This window comes from Pseudomonas sp. E45-MNA-CIBAN-0222 (assembly GCF_040310405.1).
Classification (GTDB): Bacteria; Pseudomonadota; Gammaproteobacteria; order Pseudomonadales; family Pseudomonadaceae; genus Stutzerimonas; species Stutzerimonas stutzeri_AC.
The window spans coordinates 126444-146863 of the sequence record NZ_JBEOPU010000011.1 but is presented as its reverse complement, the minus strand read 5'-3'; the positions used below and the strand labels follow the sequence as shown (position 1 = coordinate 146863).

At 65.0% G+C, this 20420-nt stretch carries 18 protein-coding genes; 3 read left to right on the top strand and 15 right to left on the bottom strand.

Annotation, left to right across the window (positions count from 1 at the left end; genetic code table 11):
- Nucleotides 1-3 precede the first annotated feature (3 nt).
- From AAEZ08_RS17170 to AAEZ08_RS17160, 3 genes are all read right to left on the bottom strand, one after another.
- Nucleotides 4-594 carry a nucleotidyltransferase family protein gene (locus tag AAEZ08_RS17170; RefSeq protein ID WP_102821056.1) on the bottom strand — a complete coding sequence of 197 codons (591 nt, stop codon included), beginning with the start codon at nt 592-594 and terminating at the stop codon, nt 4-6.
- The gene (locus AAEZ08_RS17165) at nt 587-1564 is read right to left on the bottom strand and encodes an XdhC family protein (protein ID WP_500124752.1); all 978 of its coding nucleotides are present in this window, start codon (nt 1562-1564) and stop codon (nt 587-589) included. The genes AAEZ08_RS17170 and AAEZ08_RS17165 overlap by 8 nt, the downstream gene beginning before the upstream one ends.
- Before the next feature lie 72 nt (nt 1565-1636).
- Nucleotides 1637-2200, bottom strand: coding sequence for a DJ-1 family glyoxalase III (locus tag AAEZ08_RS17160; protein ID WP_500124751.1), 564 nt, complete (start codon nt 2198-2200; stop codon nt 1637-1639).
- A gap of 131 nt (nt 2201-2331) precedes the next feature.
- Between AAEZ08_RS17160 and AAEZ08_RS17155 the strand changes: the two genes are divergently transcribed.
- Together AAEZ08_RS17155 and trmA are read left to right on the top strand one after the other, a co-directional pair.
- Nucleotides 2332-3627: an NCS2 family permease gene (locus AAEZ08_RS17155; protein WP_434757726.1), complete on the top strand. Its 1296-nt coding sequence runs from the start codon at nt 2332-2334 to the stop codon at nt 3625-3627.
- A gap of 208 nt (nt 3628-3835) precedes the next feature.
- Complete coding sequence (gene trmA / locus AAEZ08_RS17150; RefSeq protein ID WP_003281642.1) at nt 3836-4924, top strand: tRNA (uridine(54)-C5)-methyltransferase TrmA; 1089 nt, start codon at nt 3836-3838, stop codon at nt 4922-4924.
- Between the two features lie 128 nt (nt 4925-5052).
- Here the strand turns inward: trmA and AAEZ08_RS17145 are convergent, their stop codons facing one another.
- From AAEZ08_RS17145 to AAEZ08_RS17130, 4 genes are all read right to left on the bottom strand, one after another.
- Nucleotides 5053-5772 (bottom strand): lipopolysaccharide kinase InaA family protein, encoded by a 720-nt coding sequence (locus tag AAEZ08_RS17145; RefSeq protein ID WP_102821061.1) that lies wholly within the window; start codon nt 5770-5772, stop codon nt 5053-5055.
- A gap of 2 nt (nt 5773-5774) precedes the next feature.
- Nucleotides 5775-6452, bottom strand: coding sequence for a class I SAM-dependent methyltransferase (locus tag AAEZ08_RS17140; protein WP_181067198.1), 678 nt, complete (start codon nt 6450-6452; stop codon nt 5775-5777).
- Between the two features lie 81 nt (nt 6453-6533).
- The gene (locus AAEZ08_RS17135; RefSeq protein ID WP_500124750.1) at nt 6534-7808 is read right to left on the bottom strand and encodes a sensor histidine kinase; all 1275 of its coding nucleotides are present in this window, start codon (nt 7806-7808) and stop codon (nt 6534-6536) included.
- Nucleotides 7798-8481 carry a response regulator transcription factor gene (locus AAEZ08_RS17130; RefSeq protein WP_500124749.1) on the bottom strand — a complete coding sequence of 228 codons (684 nt, stop codon included), beginning with the start codon at nt 8479-8481 and terminating at the stop codon, nt 7798-7800. The genes AAEZ08_RS17135 and AAEZ08_RS17130 overlap by 11 nt, the downstream gene beginning before the upstream one ends.
- A gap of 214 nt (nt 8482-8695) precedes the next feature.
- Here AAEZ08_RS17130 and AAEZ08_RS17125 point away from each other — a divergent pair, with 214 nt between their 5' ends.
- Complete coding sequence (locus AAEZ08_RS17125; protein WP_500124748.1) at nt 8696-9247, top strand: cytochrome b; 552 nt, start codon at nt 8696-8698, stop codon at nt 9245-9247.
- Between the two features lie 55 nt (nt 9248-9302).
- On the opposite strand, the gene AAEZ08_RS17120 is transcribed toward AAEZ08_RS17125, so the two are convergent.
- The 8 genes from AAEZ08_RS17120 to AAEZ08_RS17085 form a co-directional block, all read right to left on the bottom strand.
- Nucleotides 9303-10535, bottom strand: a complete 1233-nt coding sequence (locus AAEZ08_RS17120; protein ID WP_058063806.1) for a molybdopterin molybdotransferase MoeA — start codon at nt 10533-10535, stop codon at nt 9303-9305.
- Nucleotides 10532-11077 carry a molybdenum cofactor biosynthesis protein B gene (gene moaB / locus AAEZ08_RS17115; RefSeq protein ID WP_003281653.1) on the bottom strand — a complete coding sequence of 182 codons (546 nt, stop codon included), beginning with the start codon at nt 11075-11077 and terminating at the stop codon, nt 10532-10534. Before moaB ends, AAEZ08_RS17120 begins: the two co-directional genes overlap by 4 nt.
- Before the next feature lie 244 nt (nt 11078-11321).
- Entirely contained in the window at nt 11322-12311 is a 990-nt protein-coding gene (moaA, locus tag AAEZ08_RS17110) for a GTP 3',8-cyclase MoaA (RefSeq protein WP_003281654.1), read from the bottom strand.
- Nucleotides 12312-12470: 159 nt separating this feature from the next.
- Nucleotides 12471-13430: a peptidylprolyl isomerase gene (locus AAEZ08_RS17105; protein WP_058063804.1), complete on the bottom strand. Its 960-nt coding sequence runs from the start codon at nt 13428-13430 to the stop codon at nt 12471-12473.
- An 81-nt stretch (nt 13431-13511) separates the two neighbouring features.
- Nucleotides 13512-14303 (bottom strand): respiratory nitrate reductase subunit gamma, encoded by a 792-nt coding sequence (narI, locus tag AAEZ08_RS17100; RefSeq protein ID WP_058063803.1) that lies wholly within the window; start codon nt 14301-14303, stop codon nt 13512-13514.
- On the bottom strand, nt 14296-15051 hold the full coding sequence (gene narJ / locus AAEZ08_RS17095) for a nitrate reductase molybdenum cofactor assembly chaperone (protein WP_058063802.1): 756 nt from the start codon (nt 15049-15051) through the stop codon (nt 14296-14298). The genes narI and narJ overlap by 8 nt, the downstream gene beginning before the upstream one ends.
- 3 nt (nt 15052-15054) lie before the next feature.
- Entirely contained in the window at nt 15055-16593 is a 1539-nt protein-coding gene (gene narH / locus AAEZ08_RS17090; protein ID WP_015278195.1) for a nitrate reductase subunit beta, read from the bottom strand.
- A 10-nt stretch (nt 16594-16603) separates the two neighbouring features.
- A complete protein-coding gene (locus tag AAEZ08_RS17085) occupies nt 16604-20359 on the bottom strand; it encodes a nitrate reductase subunit alpha (RefSeq protein ID WP_500124747.1) in 3756 nt (1251 codons plus the stop codon).
- Nucleotides 20360-20420: the final 61 nt, after the last annotated feature.

Here is a 20420-nt window from a genome sequence, read left to right as displayed (position 1 = left end):
GGATTAGTGAGGCCTGTGATCGGCCGGATGGTCGATGTCCTGCAGCACGCCGGGATCGTTCAGGGCGAGCTCCAGTACCGGGTGCGCGGCGAACAGCGCCTGGGCACCGCGATCGCCATCCAGCTGCAGCAGCGCATCGCGATGGGCGCTGCCGATGCCACGCGGATGGCCGGGGCGGCCGTCATAGGTCGGCACAACCAGGTTGTCTTCGCGGATTGCCGCCGCGATCTCGTGCAGGGTCCGCGGCTGCACATAGGGCATATCGGCCAGCGCCACCAGCCAGCCACGTCCTGCCGGCGCCTGGGCCACGGCCTGCGCAAGGCTGTGGCCGAGCCCGCGGGATTCCAGCGCAAGCACCTCGCAGTCGGCAGCGTTGGCGCTCAGCCAGTCGCGCAGAGGCAGATTGTCCGCACGGGTCACCACCAGCAGCCGCTCGGCGACACCGCGAAGGTTCGCCAGCGTGGCCGCCAGCACCGGCGGCGAAGACGCAGCAGCCAGGCTGGCCGCCAGCAGCTTGTCCGCCCCACCGGCCGCGCGATAACGGCTGCCCTGCCCCGCGGCGAGAACGATGGCGCAGACGCCCGCTTCAGGCACAGCGCTGTTGTTCCGGCAACGCCTGGCTGACCAGAGCGCCGTTTTTCAGCGCCACCACCTCGGCCATCAAGGACAGCGCGATTTCCGCCGGTGTACGGCTGCCGATGGGCAAGCCGATGGGTCCGTGCAACCGCTGCACCTGGCGCTCGCCGAGGCCCAGTGACAGCAGTCGCGCCTTTCGCTTCTCGCTATTGACCCGCGAGCCCAACGCGCCGACGTAGAAAGCGTCCGATTGCAGCGCGGTAAGCAGTGCCATGTCGTCCAGCCGCGGGTCGTGGGTCAGCGCGACGATGGCGGTGTGCGCATCCGGCTCGATGGCCAGCACGGCATCATCCGGCATGCCGGGCACGAAGCGCACGGCGGCCGCATCCCAGTCATGGGCATAACCTTCGCGCGGGTCGCAGATCAGTACTTCGAAGCCGAGGCCATGTGCCAGGTCGGCGACATAACGCGACAGCTGCCCGGCACCGATCATCAGCAGGCGCCAAGCCGGGCCAAATGGTGCGCGCAGGGTATGGCCATCGAACTGCAGCGCGGCGTCGCGGCTGGCGGTTTGCAGCGTTACATCACCACTGGCGATATCCACGCAGCGCAGCAGCCGTTCATGCCCGACGCAACGCCGCAGCAGCTCGTCGATCCAGCCGGCACCGCGCAACGGCTCCTGCAGCAGGCGCAGGGTGCCGCCGCAGGGCAAGCCGAACCGCGCGGATTCTTCCTTGCTCACGCCATAGGTGATCAGCTGGCAAGCCTGCGGAGGCTCGTCGGCCATGACCCGGGCGAGCAGATCGTCCTCGACGCAGCCGCCGGACACCGAGCCCTCCACTCGCCCATCGCCGCGTAGCGCCAGCAACGAACCCACCGGGCGCGGCGCGCTGCCCCAAGTCTCCAGCACCGTGTAGAGCACCACGGAATGGCCGTCACGCAACCAGTCGCGGGCGCGCCGCAGTACCGCCAGATCGACACTGTCCATCGTTCTCCTCGGCTTCAGCCACTTGCCGCCGGGACTTCCGGCAATGCAAGGAGTGACCGGTCCGGAACGAGGTTAGTTCGTTGCCGGCACCAGCATGGCGTCGGTTACTTCGCGGCGCTTACCGCGACCGGCCAGACGCTCCACCAGGGTCAGGGCGAATTCCAGGGCAGTCGCCGGGCCCTGGCTGGTGATGCAGTTGCCGTCCACCACCACCGGCTGGTCAAGGAAATGCGTGCCGGTGAGGTTGTCGCTCATGCCCGGGTAGCAGGTCACCTGACGGCCCTTGAGCACGCCGTAGGGATGCAGCGCCACCGCCGGTGCGGCGCAGATCGCGGCGAAATCGAGACCGGCGCGGGCCTGCTGGCGCACGCGCTCGGCCAGTGGCTCCAGCTCGCCGAGGGTTTTCGCCCCGGGCATGCCGCCGGGCAGCACGATCAGGTCGAAGTCCTGCGCAAGCACGTCGAGCAACATGGCGTCGGCGGTGATCCGTGTGCCGCGCGCGCAGGTCAGCATGCGCCGTTCCTCCGCGCTGGCCACCACTACCTCGAACTCGGCACGCCGCAGCACGTCGATCAGGGTGACGGCCTCCAGATCTTCTGAACCGTCGGCGATCGGAATCAGGACTCGTTTGCTCATGGCGTTCACCTGCTCAATGGAAATTCAACCGCGCTGCCGGCCGGTGTAAGATGCGCGGCTTTTGCGACGACACGCGAATCGCCCGCCAGAGGCGACAGCCCTCACACTGACCGGCACATAGAGGATCGACCATGCTGGAAAAGCTATTTCAACTCAAGGCGCACAACACCACGCTGCGCACCGAGGTCCTGGCCGGTATCACCACCTTCCTGACGATGGCCTACATCCTCTTCGTCAACCCGAGCATCCTTGCCGAAACCGGCATGGATCACGGTGCGGTGTTCGTCGCCACCTGCCTGGCCGCGGCCATCGGCTCGGCGATCATGGGGCTGGTCGCCAACTACCCGATCGCGCTGGCGCCGGGCATGGGTCTGAACGCCTTCTTCACCTACACCGTCGTGCTGACCATGGGTTACACCTGGCAGACCGCGCTGGGCGCGGTGTTCCTGTCGGGCGCGATTTTCTTCCTGCTGTCGATCTTCAAGATCCGTGAATGGATCATCCACAGCATTCCGTTGGCGCTGCGCTCGGGTATCGCGGCAGGCATCGGCCTGTTCCTGGCGATCATCGCGCTGAAGAACGCCGGCATCGTCGTCGACAATCCGGCCACGCTGGTCGGCCTCGGCGACCTCAGCGCCGGCGGCCCGCTGCTGGCCTGCCTGGGCTTCTTCCTGATCGCTGCGCTGGCCTACCGCCAGGTCACTGGCGCGGTGATGATCGGCATCCTGGCTGTCACCGGGCTATCGATCCTGCTCGGACTTTCCGAACTCAACGGCGTGGTCTCGATGCCACCGTCGCTGGCACCGACGCTCATGCAGCTGGACATCATGGGCGCGCTGGACATCGGCCTGATCAGCGTGATCTTCGCGTTCCTCTTCGTCGATCTGTTCGATACCTCGGGCACCCTGATCGGCGTGGCGCAGAAGGCCGACCTGCTAGACAAGGACGGCAAGCTGCCACGCTTGGGCCGCGCCCTGCTGGCAGATAGCACCGCGACCATGGCCGGCGCCGCGCTGGGCACCTCCACCACCACCAGCTACATCGAATCCGCCGCCGGTACCGCCGCCGGTGGCCGCACCGGCCTGACCGCCTGCGTGGTCGCGCTGCTGTTCCTGCTCAGCCTGTTCTTCGCCCCGCTGGCCGGCGCCATACCGGCCTACGCCACCGCACCGGCGTTGCTGTTCGTCGCCGTGCTGATGATGAGCAGCCTCGCCGGCATCGACTGGGACGACCTCACCGTCGCCGCGCCCGTCGTGGTTGCCGCGCTGGCCATGCCGCTGACTTTCTCCATCGCCAACGGCATTGCCTTTGGCTTCATCGCCTGGACCGCCATCAAGCTGCTGGCCGGCCGCTGGCGCGAGCTGAGCCCGGCGATGTGGATTCTCTCGGCGCTGTTCGTGGTCAAGCTGGGCTGGTTCGCCGGCTGATGGCAGCGTAGGGTGGATAACGCTTTATCCATCCACCAGATCGCACAGAAGGTGGATGAGAAAAGCGTCAGCTGCGCGCCCCGATCCACCCTACGAATAGCGATCCGCAACATACGTTAATTCGCGGCAAGGCCGCCCCCACGGATCGAATTGCTGTGGGAGCGACCGGCGCCGCGAAGCTCTTCAAATTCTGCAAGAAGCCCCCGCCATGCCGCTGCCCAAGCTCGACCCCGCCCAATACGATGCCCAACTCGCCGAGAAAGCCGCCCGGCTGGTAGAACTGCTGGCGCCGTTCGATGCACCGGCAGCGGAAGTCTTCGACTCGCCCCGCGAGCATTACCGCCTGCGCACCGAGTTTCGCCTGTGGCGCGAGGATGGCCAGCGCCATTACGCAATGTTCGAGCAGGGTGACAAGCACAAGGCGATCCTGATCGACGACTTCCCCATCGCCAGCCGCCGCATCAACGAGCTGATGCCGCAACTGAAGGCCGCCTGGCAGGCGTCGGAAGTGCTCAGCTTCAAGCTGTTCCAGGTCGAATTTCTCACCACCCTGGCCGGCGATGCGCTGATCACCCTCGCCTACCACCGCCCGCTGGACGAGGCCTGGCAGGCCGAAGCCGAGCAGCTTGCCGCCGACCTCGGCGTCAGCCTGGTCGGCCGCTCGAAGGGCAAGCGCATCGTTATCGGTCGTGATTACGTTGAAGAAGCGCTGGTGGTCGCCGGCCGAACCTTCCGCTATCGCCAACCGGAGGGCGCCTTCACCCAGCCCAACGGCGAGGTCTGCCAGAAGATGCTGAACTGGGCGCACGAGGCGCTCGGTGAGCGCGACGACGACCTGCTGGAGCTGTACTGCGGCAACGGCAACTTCACCCTGCCGCTGTCCACCCGCGTGCGCCGCGTGCTGGCCACCGAGATCAGCAAGACCTCGGTCAACGCCGCGCTGGCCAACATCGAAGGCAACGGCATCGACAACATCGAGCTGGTGCGACTCTCCGCCGAGGAGCTGACCCAGGCCCTGAACGAGGTGCGCCCGTTCCGCCGCCTGGCCCATATCGACCTGAAGCGCTACGACTTCGGCAGCATCTTCGTCGACCCGCCGCGCGCCGGCATGGACCCGGACACCTGCGAGCTGACCCGCCGCTTCGAGCGCATCCTCTACATCTCCTGCAACCCGGAGACCCTGGCGCAGAACATCGCCCAGCTGGCCGATACCCATCGCATCGAGCGCTGCGCGCTGTTCGACCAGTTCCCCTACACCCACCACATGGAATCCGGGGTGCTGCTGGTTCGCAAGTAACCGTCGCCTTTTGCATTGACTGGTGAAGCGACGCCGCCAAGCACGGCGTCCTCGCTGGATACGTCAGAACCGCCACAGCCCGCCGCGGGCCTTCACCACACTGTCATCAGTCACCTATAAGGGTCGGCTCAAATTACATCGCAGCGCAGCTCACTGAATGCAGCATGGGCCGCGCACAGGCGCTGCCAATCCTGTTCAGGCATCGCCTGCCGGTGACGCTTGAGCTGGCGCAAGTCATGCCGTGCCGCGGCCTTGCGGCGCAGCCGGCGTCGGCTTTTTTCCAGATCGAGCAGCGCGACCTCGACCCAGGTTGCGTCGCCTTCGCCGTGAACCCTGAGGAAGATGTGTTTGGGGTAGCAGCAGCCATGCTGCCAGCGCGCCTGGTGGATCCTGGCAAGGGTGACGCCTGTCGCCTCAAGCATGCGCGCCTGTACCGCCTGGCCGTAGTACTCGCCCATACCTTCGGCGTACCAGTCCTCCATGCTGACGAAGCCTCTGAGCTCTTGCGTCACCAGCAGCGCCTGCCATTGGCCGGCGTGCTGTCGAGCGCCGCAATAGACCAACTCAGGCACCCGCACGCCAAGATCGCCGATGGCTTGCAGGGCATAACGTTCGCGCATCACCGTGGGGCGGCCGAAGGGATGCAGCAGCGAGCGATACAGATGGCCCGTCTGTCGCTTGCAGTACAGCAGCGGTTGCTGCAAATCGCGCAGCCGTATCCGTTGCACACCGCTTTCGCCGGCGCGGCGCTGGTTGGGCTCCTCGACCCATTCGCCCTGGGTGTTCCACCAGCGCTGGAAGGTGCTGGTACGCGCTTCGCGGGCCGGCAGTACGAGTGGTCGGCTCATGTTCAGCCCCGCTTGCGCAGCACGTAGACCCGCCACATGGCGTAGCCAGGGAGGAAGTCATTGCGGTCGAGGATGTCGAAGCCGGCCTCGGTGAACTCCGCCTCAATTACCGAGCGGGCGACGACGAAGCGGTTCTGGTTGTCCTTGGCCGGCCGGCGCCGCTCCAGGCGCTTGCGTTTCCAGGCCTTGTAGTTGCCATCGACCCACAGCGAAACGATCAGCGTGTCGCGGGTAACGCGATGGAATTCGCGCAGCATCGCCAGGCGGTGCGCCGGATTGGCGATGTGGTGTAGCAGACGCATGCAGAAGATGTTGTCCACCGCGTTGTCGCCCATGTCGATGGCAAAGGCCGAGGTCTGGAACGTTTCCACCCGCTTGAGCACTTCCATCGGCTGCGCCGCGTTGGCGATCGCCAGCATGTCGGCGGAATTGTCAGCGGCGAAGATCATCCGGTTCGGATGTTCGGCCAGCAGCGGCCAGAAGCGCCCAGCGCCACATGGCAGATCAAGCACCAGATCGGGCTCGCCGGCGACGTTCAGCGCGCGGCGGGCCATCTGCTCGTCGCGCCAGTGCGACAGACGTCGGGCCAGACCATCCCGATGCTTATGCAGGTATTCGTAGGCGTGCTGGCGATCGTACTTGCGCGAGAACTCCAGCTCGATAGGGCTTGATGTCGTCATGGCGGGTATTCCAGTGGATAACGGAACGCCAAACTAGCGAGGCGGACATCAAGGCTCTGTCAAATGGATGTGAAAAATCCGTCAAGCGGCGCCGTCGTGCATTCGTACCTGGAAGCAGCTGCCTTGCGGTGGCCTCGGTGTCACGGTGACATCCCAGCTCTGGTGTGCGCAGATGCGCTTGACCAGTGAAAGCCCCAATCCCAGGCCCTCGCCGCGCTCCTCCGCACCACGAACGAACGGCTGGAACATGCGCTCCTGATCCGCCAGAGGAATGCCCACTCCGCTGTCCTCGACGCGGAAACCGCCGTCAACCAGGATCAGCCGCACCGTGCCGCTGTCGGTGTAGTGCAATGCGTTACGCAACAAGTTCGACATCACGGTGCCGAGCAATGTGTGGTTGTAGGCGCCCAGGTCTTCACCCTCTTCCAGCAGTTCGAAGCTCAGCCCCTTTTCCGCCAGCAACGGTGCCCAGCGCTCGACCTGCTCCGCCGCTATGCTCCGCAGGCTGGCATCGCCGGCAAAAGACGCCTGTTCCGGACGCGCCCGCGCCAACATCAAGAATGTTTCCACCAGCTCGTGCATTTCCTGCGCGGCGCGCTGGATTCGCGCAGCGGGTCGCTGGGCGCGTGGCGGCAGCTCGGCCTGCTCGAGCAACTCGCAGGCGCCAAGCACCACCATCAACGGCGTTCGCAGTTCGTGGCTGACATCGGCGGTGAACAACCGCTCGCGCTCTAGCGTCTGACGCAACTGCCCAAGAGTACTGTCGAAGGCGGCGGCCAGGTGGCCGACCTCATCCTCGGGATATTGCGGCGCTAGAGGGGGCGCAAGAGGGTGCAGCTGATCGCGATGACGCACCTGACTGGCCAGCCGACTCACCGGTGCCATCACCCGATTGGCCATCAACCGACCGAGCCCCCAGGCACCGACTACGCTGAGCAGAAAACCGGCGAGCACGACGTTGAACAGCGCATCCTCACGAGCCTCGAACTCGCGCTGGTCGCGCACTAGTACATAGCGGTTATCGCCGACATCGCGCACATAGACGTAATAGGCTTCATCATCCCGCACCAGCTCGGTAAAGCCCTGTGCCAGTGAAGCGAAAGCCTCCGGCATTGCGTATTCAGGCAAATGCGAGGCGAAGAAGTGGGTGCTGACATCTAGCTGGGGCGGTCTTCCCAAGGGGAGGTCTTCGTTGAGCACGACGTCCAGGTCGCCGCTCAGCTCTTCGGTGACCAGCTGTTCCTCGATGAAATGCACTACGCCGACGATGCCCAGCGCGAACGCACCACTCACCACCAGCGTCATCAGCGTGAAGGCGATGACGATGCGTCGCGCAAGCGGCTGCTTAGCGAGCATTGCCTTCCTCCGCCAGCCGGAACCCAACACCGTGCACGGTATGCAGCAGCGGCTTGTCGAAGGGCTTGTCCAATACCTGGCGCAGCTGATGGATATGGCTGCGCAGGCTGTCGCTTTCTGGCAGGTCTTCGCCCCACAATGCCTCTTCCAGCGCTTCACGCCGGACCACCGCAGGGCTCCTCTGCATCAGCAGCGCCAGCAGCTTGTGGCCGATAGGGTTGAGGCGAATGGGCTGACCGGCGCGACTGACCTCCAGCGTGTCCAGGTCGTAGCTCAGATCAGCGACCTGCAGCTGGCGTGTGCGCGAGCCCTGGCAGCGCCGCAGGATCGCCTCAATGCGGGCAACCAACTCCGACAATGCGAACGGCTTGATCAGATAGTCATCTGCACCAGCGCTCAGCCCTTGCAGGCGGTCGGCCAGCGCGTCGCGGGCAGTGAGCATGATGATGGGCGTATCACGCCGAGCATCTTCGCGCAGCCGCTTGCACACCTGATAACCGTCGATACCAGGCAGCATCAGATCCAGCACGATCAGGTCGTGCTCCTGGGTAGCGGCCAAGTGCAGACCGCTCAGCCCATCCTGCGCGCAGTCGACCACATAGCCCTTGAGTTCAAGGTAGTCGAGCACGTTAGCCAGAATGTCACGGTTGTCTTCGATGACCAGAATGCGCATGGAGTACCCGTTGAAGGATGCGGAACGGAGCGACAGACAGTATTGCGCCTGCGTGCGAGGCGGAACATAGCCGAAACGATGTGAAAAAAATGTTGACCCGCGAAACCTCCGCTACCTGTTGTTTCTGTGCGGGGCCGAGGCATCGTCGTCGGTAAGGTTCGCTTAAGTTTCGCCGCCTAGAATCGCCACCTTATCCACACACGGAGTAGGTGAAATGAACGTCAAAACAGGTGCGCGAGGATACGGGCGGCTTTCCATCGGGCTGCACTGGCTGATGCTGCTGTTGATCGCAGCGGTCTACGCGACCATCGAACTCAAGGGCAATTTCGCCAAGGGCAGTGAACCGCGCGAACTGCTCAAACACTGGCATTTCATGCTCGGCCCGACGGTGTTTGCACTGGTCTGGCTGCGCTTGGTTGCACGCTGGCTGCATCCCGCACCCAAAGCGGTCGCCGGGGCCGGCTGGGAACGATTGCTGGCCAAGCTGATGCACCTGGCGCTGTACGGCCTGATGATCGGCCTGCCGCTGCTCGGCTGGCTGACCCTGAGCGCGGCAGGTAAGCCGATTCCGTTCTTCGGCCTCGAGCTGCCGGCGCTGATCGGCGCCAACCAAGAACTGGCCGGCCGGTTCAAGGAGCTGCATGAAACGCTGGCGGTGGCCGGCTACTGGCTGATCGGCCTGCATGCGGCGGCCGCCCTGTTCCACCAGTACGTGCGCCGCGACGGCACCCTGTTGCGGATGCTGCCGCAGCGCCACCAGGGCTGACGCGCAGACGCAGAAACGCCCGGTCGACTGATCATCGACCGGGCGTTTTCATGTGTCAGCCGAGCAGTTCGCTGAACGGCAGATACTCCACCGTTTCACCCTCTTCCAGCGTGCGGTTGCGCTCGACGATGGCCAGGCCTTCGGCCCAGCTGGCCGAGGTCAGCATCGCCGAACCCTGCCGCGGGTGCAGGCACACGCGCATCTCGCCATCGACCTGCTCCAGCCGCGCGCGCAGGTACTGGCGGCGGTTGTTCGGCTTGCGCCAGGCGAAGCCGGCGGTCAGGCGCAGCGGCTTGGGCAGCACCTCGGTGCAACCCTGGGCACTGAGCAGGAACGGCCGCGCCACCACCAGCGAGGTGATCAGCGCCGCAGCCGGATTGCCCGGCAGGCCGATCCACGGCTTGCCATTGACCTCGCCAAAGGCCAGCGGCTTGCCGGGCTGGATCGCCAGGCGCCACATGTGCAGCTCGCCCAGCTCGCGAATGGCCTGCTTGAGGTGATCCTCCTCGCCGACCGAGACGCCGCCGGAGGTGATCAGCATGTCCCATTCGGAAGCGGCCAGCGCCAGTGCGTCACGGCTGGCGGCCAGTTCGTCGACGAGGATTTCGTAGTCGTGAACCTCCATTCCAAGGCTGCGCAGCACGCTGAGCAGGCAGTAGCGGTTGGAGTTGTAGATCTGCCCCGGTGCCAGCGGCTCACCGGGTTCGCGCAGCTCGTTGCCGCTGGAGAGCAGCCCGATACGCAGGCGTCGATAGACCGCCACGCGGGCGACGCCGAAGCTTGCCAGCAGACCGATCTCCTGCGGGCGCAGGCGCTTGCCGGCCTGCAGCACCGGGGCGCCGGCCTGTAACTCCTCGCCCTGACGACGCACATGGGCGCCCTGGGTGACGCCGGGGAAATGCACGCGATCAGCCTCGATCTGGCAATCCTCCTGCGCCACCACGGTGTCGGCGCCCGGCGGCAGTGGTGCGCCGGTGAAGATGCGCACGGCGTGGCCGACAGGCAGTTGCTGATCGGCGGCATCACCGGCAGCGATGCGCCCGGCCAGTGGCAGCCAGCCGCCTGCGGCCGGCAGATCGGCAGCGCGCAGGGCGTAGCCGTCCATTGCACTGTTGTCCCAGGCTGGCACCGGGAAAGGAGCGTCGAGGGATTCCGCGAGCACCCGGCCGAGGGCGTCGGACAAGGCGACGTGCTCCACCGGCGGCAGCGCCGGCACTCGTGCCAGCAGTTCGGCGATGGCCTCGTCGACGGGTTTGAGGCCACTGGTGTCGCAGCCACAGGCGCTCATGAGCGCGGCCCGCAGTATTCGACCGCGCTGGCCTTGAGGTGCGGCACGAAGTTGCAGGGCTTGGTACGGCTGTCCAGCTGCTCGACAAGGATCTTGTTCCAGGCGGTGCGACAGGCATTGGTCGAGCCCGGCAGGCAGCAGACCAGGGTGCCATTGCTCATGCCGGCCAGGGCGCGGGACTGCACGGTGGAGGTGCCGATCTCGCCCAGCGAGACGTAGCGGAACAGCTCGCCGAAGCCGTCGACGTCCTTGTCCAGCAGCGGCTGCACCGCCTGCGGGGTGTTGTCGCGGGCGGTGAAACCGGTGCCGCCGGTGATCAGCACGACCTGCACGTTCTCGCTGGCAATCCAGCTGCAGACGCGGGCGCGGATCTGCCAGACGTCGTCCTTGACAATGGCCCGTTCGGCCAGCGTGTGGCCTGCGCTCTGCAGGCCGTCGATCAGTGCCTGGCCGGAGGTATCGGAGTCGATGTTGCGGGTGTCGCTCACCGTGAGCACCGCAATGCTCAGGGGCTGAAATTCGCTGTTGGACAGATGAGCCATGGCTCGAAACTCCCTTGAAGATGTGTGCGCAGGCTGCACCCGTGTCGTACACGAACCCATTCCCCATTGGAGGTATGTCCGCGCGGCGTGGGTGCCATGAGATCCGCCAACGCTGCAGGCGTTTGCGCGACCTGGCTCTGCGACAAGGCCCAGCTGCAGCAACTGGGCACGTGGGTCAAACCGGCGATGCCGGTCGATGGTAGCGAATTAGGCGGTCGACTCGTAGCCCATGCGGGCGTCTGCCTCAACCGCCGCTGGCATTCATGAAGCGCAATACCTGGACCTCACCGCTGCTGGAGAATTCATGGCGCAGCGGTTTGCGTTGCAGCGCGGCGTGGATGGCATCGATCACCGGTTGGTCGCTGGTCGGATGGCGGCGCAGCAGCGCACGCAGGTCGATGGAATTCTCGTGCCCGAGGCAAAGCAGCAGGCGGCCCTCCACCGTCAGCCGCACGCGGTTGCAGGTGGCGCAGAAGTTGTGGGAATGCGGCGAGATGAAGCCGATGCGCGTCTGTGGATGGTCCGCCAGGCGCACGTAGCGCGCCGGGCCGCCGCTCTGCTCGGCCGAATCGATCAGCGCGTGGCGCTCGGCGATCAGCGCGCGTACTTCGTCGCTGGAGCAGAAGCTCTCACCCCGCGAGCGACCGACGTCGCCCAGCGGCATTTCCTCGATGAAACTCAGGTCCAGCCCGCCGGCGATGGCGAAGTCCACCAGGTCGGCGACCTCTTCGGCGTTGCGGCCCTTCATCACTACAGCATTGAGCTTGATCCGCTCGAAGCCGGCGGCGCGCGCCGCATCGATGCCATCGAGCACCTGCTGCAGCTGGCCGGTGCGGGTGATGGCGTGGAATTTCTCGGCGTCCAGGCTATCCAGGCTGATGTTCAGCCGCTTGACCCCGGCCCGAGCCAGCGGCGCGGCAAGCTTGACCAGCTGCGAGCCGTTCGTGGTCATCACCAGTTCGCGCAGGCCCGGCAATGCGGCGATGCGCTCGCAGAGACCGACGATGCCTTGGCGTACCAGCGGCTCGCCGCCGGTGAGGCGAATCTTCTTCACCCCCAGGCCGACGAAAATGCGCGCGATGCGCTCCAGCTCCTCCAGACCGAGCACCTGCTGGCGCGGCAGGAAGGTCATGTCCTCGGCCATGCAGTAGACGCAGCGGAAGTCGCAGCGGTCGGTCACCGACATGCGCAGGTAGTCGATCTGGCGGTTGTGGGCATCGCGTAATTGAGTCATCGATAACACCTCTGAAACTTCGTAGGGTGGATGACGCTTTTCTCATCCACCATGGCCCCGCCCGGTGGGGTAGTGCGAGCGCCGCCGCTTCCATCCACCTCCAGCCCGCAAAGGTGAATGGGTGAAGCGTCATCCACCTTACGTTGGGCCAAGCCGCCGCTATTGCATCAGTGGCGTTTCCGCGCCCTGCATATGGATGCCTTCGATGTTCGCTGCACCCACCAGATTCTGCAGGTACTGGCTGACACCGATCTGCCAGACGCGCTGGTTGAGCTCGGCGCGAATCGAACCGGCGACCACCTCGTAAGGCAGCTGCTCGCCTTCGATTCGCTGGTCGACGAACACCAGGTGATAGCCGTAGCGGCTTTCCAGCGGCTGCTGGCAGAGGCCGACCGGCAGACGGAACAGCTGCCGCTCGAACTCCGGCACGGTCTGGCCCTTGCTGATCTGCCCAAGCGCCCCGCCCTGCTCCTTGGACGGACAGGCCGAATGCTGCAGCGCCAGTTCAGCGAAGCGTTGCGGCGCGGCCTGCAGCTCGGCAATCAAGCCCTGGGCCTGCTCACGAGCCAGGCTGCGCGCCTCCGCGTCATCCGCCGGACAGGCCAGCAAGATGTGCCGTGCGGCCAGCAACGGCGCGCTGAAGAAGCGCTGCTGGTTGCCAGTGTAGTACTGCCGGCAGGCAGCCTCGTCGGCCAGCGGCAGCGGTACTTCCTGCTCGATCAGCGTGCGGGTGGCCGCCTCCTCCTCGCTTTCGCCGGCTTCGGCGCGCACCACCAGGCCCAGCTCGCCGATGCGCTGCTGCAGCAACTCGCGCAGCACCAGCGCCTGGGTCGCCAGGTAGACGGCCTCTTCGCGGCTTTCGGCCGGGTGATACTGCAGTTCCTGAGCGATGGCCTGGGAGGCAATCGCCACCCCATTGACCCGCACCCGCGGCCATTCCTGTTCGCTGCTGGCGATCAGCAGCGGCTCACCGGATGCCTGCTCGGCAGCCGGCTCGTTGTCTTCCTCGTGCGGCAGCTCCTCGAACAGAGGGGCATCTACCGGCACTTCGATTTCCGGACGCGCGCCGCCACCGCAGCCGCCGCTTCCACCTGTGCTACCACCGCATCCACAACCCATGATGATTACCTCGATAAGACGCTTGAACCTTCGAACCGATCGGCCAGACCGGCTGACGCGCCAGGCGTCAGCCGGCAAGGGTCATACCGGGGTCTTGCTCTTTGCCGTGGCGGGCACAGCGGTCGGCACTGCGGTTTCGCGGGCCGGGGCTTCGTAGGTGCGCGGGCGCTGCGGGCGCGGCATGGCCGGCTTGACGCCCTTCTGGCGGACGATCTGGTAGCGCCGGCCCAAGTACCACACCGGCGCACTGACGATGTGCACCAGACGGGTGAAGGGGAACAGCACGAACAGGGTCACGCCGAGGAACACGTGCAGCTTGTAGATGACGCTGACCGACTCGATAGCGACTGCAGCCTTGACCGGCTGCAAGGTGACCAGGCTCTGCGCCCAGGTGCCCAGCAGCACCATCACCGAACCGTCCAGATGGCCGGTGGAGGCGACGATGGTCAGCAGACCCAGCACCAGCTGCGCCAGCAGCACGAAGAGGATCATCACGTCGCTGGTGTTGGAGGTGGCACGCACACGAGCGTCGGTCAGACGACGATGGATCAGCATCACCAGGCCGATCAGGCAGAGGATGCCGAAGAAGCCGCCGGAAACCATCGCCACGATCTGCTTCTGGCCGCTGGTGATGAACGAGTGGTACATCGCCTCGGGCATCAGCAGGCCGACGAAGTGACCGGCCAGGATGAAGATGATGCCGACGTGGAACAGGTTGCTCGCCAGGCGCATGCGGTTGTTCGACAGCATCTGGCTGGAACCGGCCTTCCAGCTGTACTGCGACAGGTCGAAGCGCGCCCAGCTGCCGATCAGGCAGATGGCCAGCGCGATGTAGGGGTAGACCCCGAACAGCAGGAAATTGAAGTTAGACATTGCGCACCTCCTGGGCGAGCGCGGCGGCCTGCCCGTCATGCTTGAAATCGGTCCAGTGCAGCGGCACCGGGCTTTCCTCGCGAGCCTTGCCCGGCCCGCTCGGCATGGATGGGCAGCGATCCTGCTGCTCGGCCTGGAGGAAGTTGACCTGTTCCTCCTCCCAGATCTTGTCCAGCGCTTCCAGCGAGTCGTCGCGTTCCTCGGCGGCGACCTGCTCCTGCAGGCCGGCCAAGGTTTCCTGCACCGGCTCGCCGGCGATCTGCAGCAGCGCACGGAAGCACGCGGCATGCGGGCTTTCGCGTTCCTGCAGACGCGCCGCCAGCAGGGCCAGCAGGTGCGACACGTCGGCCAGCCCCTCGCGGGCCTCGAGGTCGTCGCGGGTGGCGAGGTATTCGAGGTACAGCGGGATGTAGTCCGGCAGCTCGCGTACACCGATGTCGAAACCGGCATCGGTGTACTGCGCCATCAGGTCGACCATGGCCTGGCCGCGGTCGCGGGACTCGCCATGCACGTGTTCGAACAGCAGCAGCGAGAGTGAACGGCCACGGTCGAACAGGTCGGTGTAGCGCTCCTGCACGTCCATCAGGTCGTCTTCGGTCAGCTCGTCGAGCAGGCGGCGCAGCGCGATGCGCTGCTCCGGGCTGATCTCGCGGGCCGAACCGATGGCCTGGGCCAGTTCGGCATGGCCGTCGCGCAGGTGCTGGTCGGGATAGTCCAGCAGCAGGGAAATCACTTTAAGGATGCGCATGGCTCAGTCCTCCCACAGCTGGACGGTCTTGATGATGTCGCGGCGGTTGGCCTTCTTCGCGCCAAACATGTTGGTGTCCGAGGCGCCCGAGCAGCCGCTGCCGAAGCTGAAGCCGCAACCGGAACGCTCGGCAAAGGCGTCGCTCATGGCCTCTTCGCGGTGCGCGGTCGGGATCACGTAGCGGTCTTCGTAGTTGGCGATGGCCAGGTAGCGGTACATGTCCTCCACCTGGGCCACCGACAGACCGACACTCTCCAGCACCTTGAGGTCCTGCACGCCATCGACCTGCTCGGCGCGCTTGTAGGCGCGCATGGCGAGCATGCGCTTGAGCGCCAGCTTGACCGGCTCCTCGTCACCTGCGGTGAGCAAGTTGGCCAGGTAACGCAGCGGAATACGCAGGCTGTCGACGTCCGGCAGCACGCCGTCCATGCTGACGTGACCGGCGCTGGCGGCGTTCTGGATCGGCGACAGCGGCGGCACGTACCACACCATCGGCAGCGTGCGGTATTCCGGGTGCAGCGGCAGCGCCAGCTTCCAGTCGACCGCCATCTTGTAGACCGGCGACTTCTGCGCGGCTTCGATCACCGACATCGGTACGCCGTCGTTGAGCGCCTGCTCGATGACCTTCGGATCGAACGGATCGAGGAAGATCTCCAGCTGCTTGGCGTACAGGTCCTGCTCGTTGACGGTGCTGGCTACTTCATGGATGCGGTCGGCGTCGTACAGCAGCACGCCGAGGTAGCGGATGCGGCCGACGCAGGTCTCGGCACAGACGGTCGGCATGCCGGCCTCGATGCGCGGGAAGCAGAAGATGCACTTCTCGGATTTGCCGCTCTTCCAGTTGAAGTAGATCTTCTTGTACGGGCAGCCGCTGATGCACATGCGCCAGCCGCGGCACTTCTCCTGGTCGATGAGGACGATGCCGTCCTCCTCGCGCTTGTAGATCGCACCGCTCGGGCAGGAGGCGGCGCAGGTTGGGTTCAGGCAGTGCTCGCACAGGCGCGGCAGGTACATCATGAAGGTGTTTTCGTACTGCCCGTAGATGTCCGCCTGGATCTTGTCGAAGTTCTTGTCCTTGCGACGCTTGGCGAACTCGGTACCGAGAATCTCTTCCCAGTTCGGGCCCCACTCGATCTTCTCCATGCGCTGACCGGAGATCAGCGAGCGCGGACGTGCAACCGGCTGGTGATCGGAGATCGGCGCGGTGTGCAGGTTCTGGTAGTCGAAGTCGAACGGCTCGTAGTAGTCATCAATGGTCGGCAGGTCCGGGTTGGCGAAGATATTCGCCAGCACGCGGAACTTGCCACCGATGCGCGGGTTGATTGTGCCGTCGCCATTGCGCACCCAGCCGCCCTTCCACTTGTCCTGGTTCTCCCACTCTTTCGGGTAGCCGATGCCAGGCTTGGTTTCGACGTTGTTGAACCAGGCGTATTCCATGCCTTCGCGGCTGGTCCAGACGTTCTTGCAGGTGATCGAGCAGGTGTGGCAGCCGATGCACTTGTCCAGGTTCAGGACCATGCCAACTTGTGAACGAATCTTCATGGCCTATTCCTCAGATGTCTTGCGGCAGGGGTTGCGGCAGGTCATTGCCGTTCGGGCCGTCGAGCCAGTCGACCTTGGCCATCTTGCGTACCACGACGAACTCGTCGCGGTTGCAACCCACGGTGCCGTAGTAGTTGAAGCCGTACGCCTGCTGGGCGTAGCCGCCGATCATGTGGGTGGGCTTGAGCACCACGCGGGTCACCGAGTTGTGGTGGCCGCCGCGGGTCTTGGTGGTCTCGCTGCCGGGCACGTTCACGATGCGTTCCTGGGCGTGGTACATCATCACCATGCCTTCCATCACGCGCTGGCTGACCACCGCACGGGCGGTCAAAGCACCGTTGGCGTTGAAGCACTCGATCCAGTCGTTGTCCTCGATGCCGGCCTTCTTGGCATCGACTTCGGACATCCACACGATCGGGCCGCCACGGCTCAGGGTGAGCATGATCAGGTTGTCCGAGTAGGTGCTGTGGATGCCCCACTTCTGGTGCGGGGTGATCCAGTTGAGGACGATCTCGGTATTGCCGTTGCTCTTCTTGCCCTTCACGTAATCGATGGTGCGGGTGTTGATCGGCGGCCGGTAGCTCATCAGCTGCTCACCGAAGGCCTGCATCCAGGGGTGATCCTGGAAGAACTGCTGGCGGCCGGTGATGGTGCGCCACGGGATGAACTCGTGGACGTTGGTGTAGCCGGCGTTGTACGACACATGCTCGTCTTCCAGGCCTGACCAGGTCGGGCTGGAGATGATCTTGCGCGGCTGCGCCTGGATGTCACGGAAGCGAATCGCCTCGTGCTCCTTGGGCAGCGCCAGGTGGCTGTGGTCGCGGCCGGTGAATTCCGACAGCGCGGCCCAGGCCTTCACCGCTACGTGGCCGTTGGTTTCCGGCGCCAGACTGAGGATGACCTCGGCCGCGTCGATGGCCGACTCGATCTGCGGACGCCCTTGGCTGACGCCCTCGTCGCGGACCTTGTAGTTCAGCTCGCCGAGGAAATCGACTTCATCCTGGGTGTTCCAGTTGATGCCCTTGCCGCCGTTGCCGAGCTTGTCGAGCAGCGGGCCGAGGGAGCTGAACTTCTTGTAGGTCGCCGGATAGTCGCGCTCGACCACGGTCATGTTCGGGCAGTTCTTGCCCGGCTGCGGATCGACGCCAGCGGTTTTCCAGTCGGTGCCGCCGAACGGCTGGGCCAGTTCACCGGGGCTGTCGTGCAGCAGCGGCACGGTGACCAGATCCTTCTCCACGCCCAGATGACCTTCGGCCATCTTCGAGAAAGACTTGGCGATGCCCTTGTAGATTTCCCAGTCCGAACGCGCTTCCCAGGCCGGGTCGATGGCTGCCGACAGCGGGTGAATGAAGGGGTGCATGTCCGAGGTGTTCATGTCGTCCTTCTCGTACCAGGTCGCGGTCGGCAGAACGATGTCGGAGTACACGCAGGTCGAGGACATGCGGAAGTCGAGGGTGGTGACCAGGTCGAGCTTGCCGATGGCGCCGTCTTCCTGCCATTCGGCCTCGAGCGGCTTGAAGCCGTCGCGCTTGCCGAGGTCCTCGTTCATTACGCCGTTCTTGGTGCCCAGCAGGTACTTGAGCATGTACTCGTGGCCCTTGCCCGAGCTGCCCAGCAGGTTGGAGCGCCAGATGAACATGTTGCGCGGGAAGTTATCCGGATTGTCCGGCTGCTCGCAGGCAAACTTCAGCGAACCGTCCTTCAGCGACTGAGTGACGTAGTCCACCGGCGACATGCCGGCCGCTTCGGCTTCACGGCAGATCTGCAGCGGGTTGCGGTTGAGCTGCGGCGCGCTCGGCAGCCAGCCGGCGCGTTCGGCGCGGATGTTGTAGTCGAGCATGTGCTCGGGGAACTGCGACTTGTCGGCCAGCGGCGAGAGCACTTCGTGAATGCTCATCTTCTCGTGGCGCCACTGCGAGCTGTGGTTGTAGAAGAAGCTGGTGCCGTTCATCTGGCGCGGCGGACGGCTCCAGTCGAGGCCGAAGGCCAGCGGCAGCCAGCCGCACTGCGGGCGCAGCTTTTCCTGGCCGACGTAGTGAGCCCAGCCGCCGCCGGTCTGACCCACGCAGCCGCACAACATCAGCATGTTGATCAGGCCACGGTAGTTCATGTCCATGTGGTACCAGTGGTTCATCGCCGCACCGACGATGATCATGGAACGGCCATGGGTCTTGTCGGCGTTGTCGGCGAATTCACGGGCGATCTGGATCGCCTTCTCGCGGGATACGCCAGTGATGACTTCCTGCCAGGCCGGAGTGCCGGGCACGCTGGCGTCGTCGTAGCTGGAAGCGACGTTGGCGCCACCCAGACCACGGTCGATACCCAGGTTGGCGGCCATCAGGTCGAACACGGTGGCGACCTTGGTGGTGCTGCCGTCGGCCAGGGTGATGGTACGGACCGGCACGCGGCGCAGCTGGATGCTTTCGCCTTCGGCGTGCTGGAAGTGCTCGTGGAGGATGCCACCGAAGTACGGGAAGGCGACCTCGGCCGTCTCGCCGCCCTCGATCTGGGTCAGGGAGAGGTCGACATCACGACCGTCCTTGCCTTCACGGGCTTCGATGTTCCACTTGCCCTTCTCGCCCCAGCGGTAGCCGATCGAGCCCAGCGGCGAAACCAGCTCGCCGGTGCTGCCGTCGAGCGCGATGGTCTTCCACTCGGGGTTGTTCTCCTGACCAAGGTTGTCGGCCAGATCGGATGCGCGCAGGAAGCGGTCGGCGATGTAGCTGCCGTCCTTCTCGTTCAGGCGCACCAGCACCGGCAGATCGGTGTAGCGCTTGGCGTAGTCGCGGAAGTACTCGCTCGGCTTCTCGAGGTGGAATTCCTTGAAGATGACGTGGGCGAAGGCCTGGGCCAGCGCGGCGTCGGTGCCCTGCTTCGGGTTGAGCCAGAGGTCGGTGAGCTTGGCGACTTCGGCGTAGTCCGGGGTGATGGCGACGGTCTTAGTGCCCTTGTAGCGGACTTCGGTAAAGAAGTGCGCATCCGGGGTACGGGTCTGCGGGACGTTGGAGCCCCAGGCAATGATGTAGTTGGAGTTGTACCAGTCGGCCGATTCCGGCACGTCGGTCTGCTCGCCCCACACTTGTGGAGAGGCCGGAGGCAGGTCGCAGTACCAGTCGTAGAACGACAGGCACACGCCGCCGATCAGCGACAGGTAGCGGCTACCGGCAGCGTAGGAAACCATCGACATGGCCGGGATTGGCGAGAAGCCGATGACGCGGTCCGGGCCGTACTGCTTGACGGTGTAAACGTTGGCTGCAGCGATGATCTCGTTGACTTCTTCCCAGCTGGAACGGATGAAACCACCCATGCCGCGCTTGCTCTTGTAGGACTCGGCCTTGGCCTTGTCCTCGACAATGCTGGCCCAGGCGTCCACCGGGCTCATGTTGCGCCGCGCTTCACGCCACAGTTTCAGCAGCGGCTTGCGCACCTTGGGGTACTTCAGGCGGTTGGCGCTGTAGATGTACCAGCTGTAGCTGGCGCCACGCGGGCAGCCGCGTGGCTCGTGGTTGGGCAGGTCGTTGCGGGTACGCGGGTAGTCGGTCTGCTGGGTTTCCCAGGTGATCAGGCCGTTCTTCACGTAGATCTTCCAGGAGCACGAACCGGTGCAGTTCACCCCGTGGGTGGAACGCACGATCTTGTCGTACTGCCAGCGCGAGCGGTAGACGTTCTCCCAGTCACGGGATTCGATGCGGGTTTCGCCATGACCATCGGCGAATTCGCCTTGCTTCCTGTTGAAGAAGCGCAGTTGATCGAGCAAGTGGCTCATTGGTTTCTCTCCTCACTCCGGTTGCGAACCACTGGCCCGACCGGTCGGCTTATCAATCTCG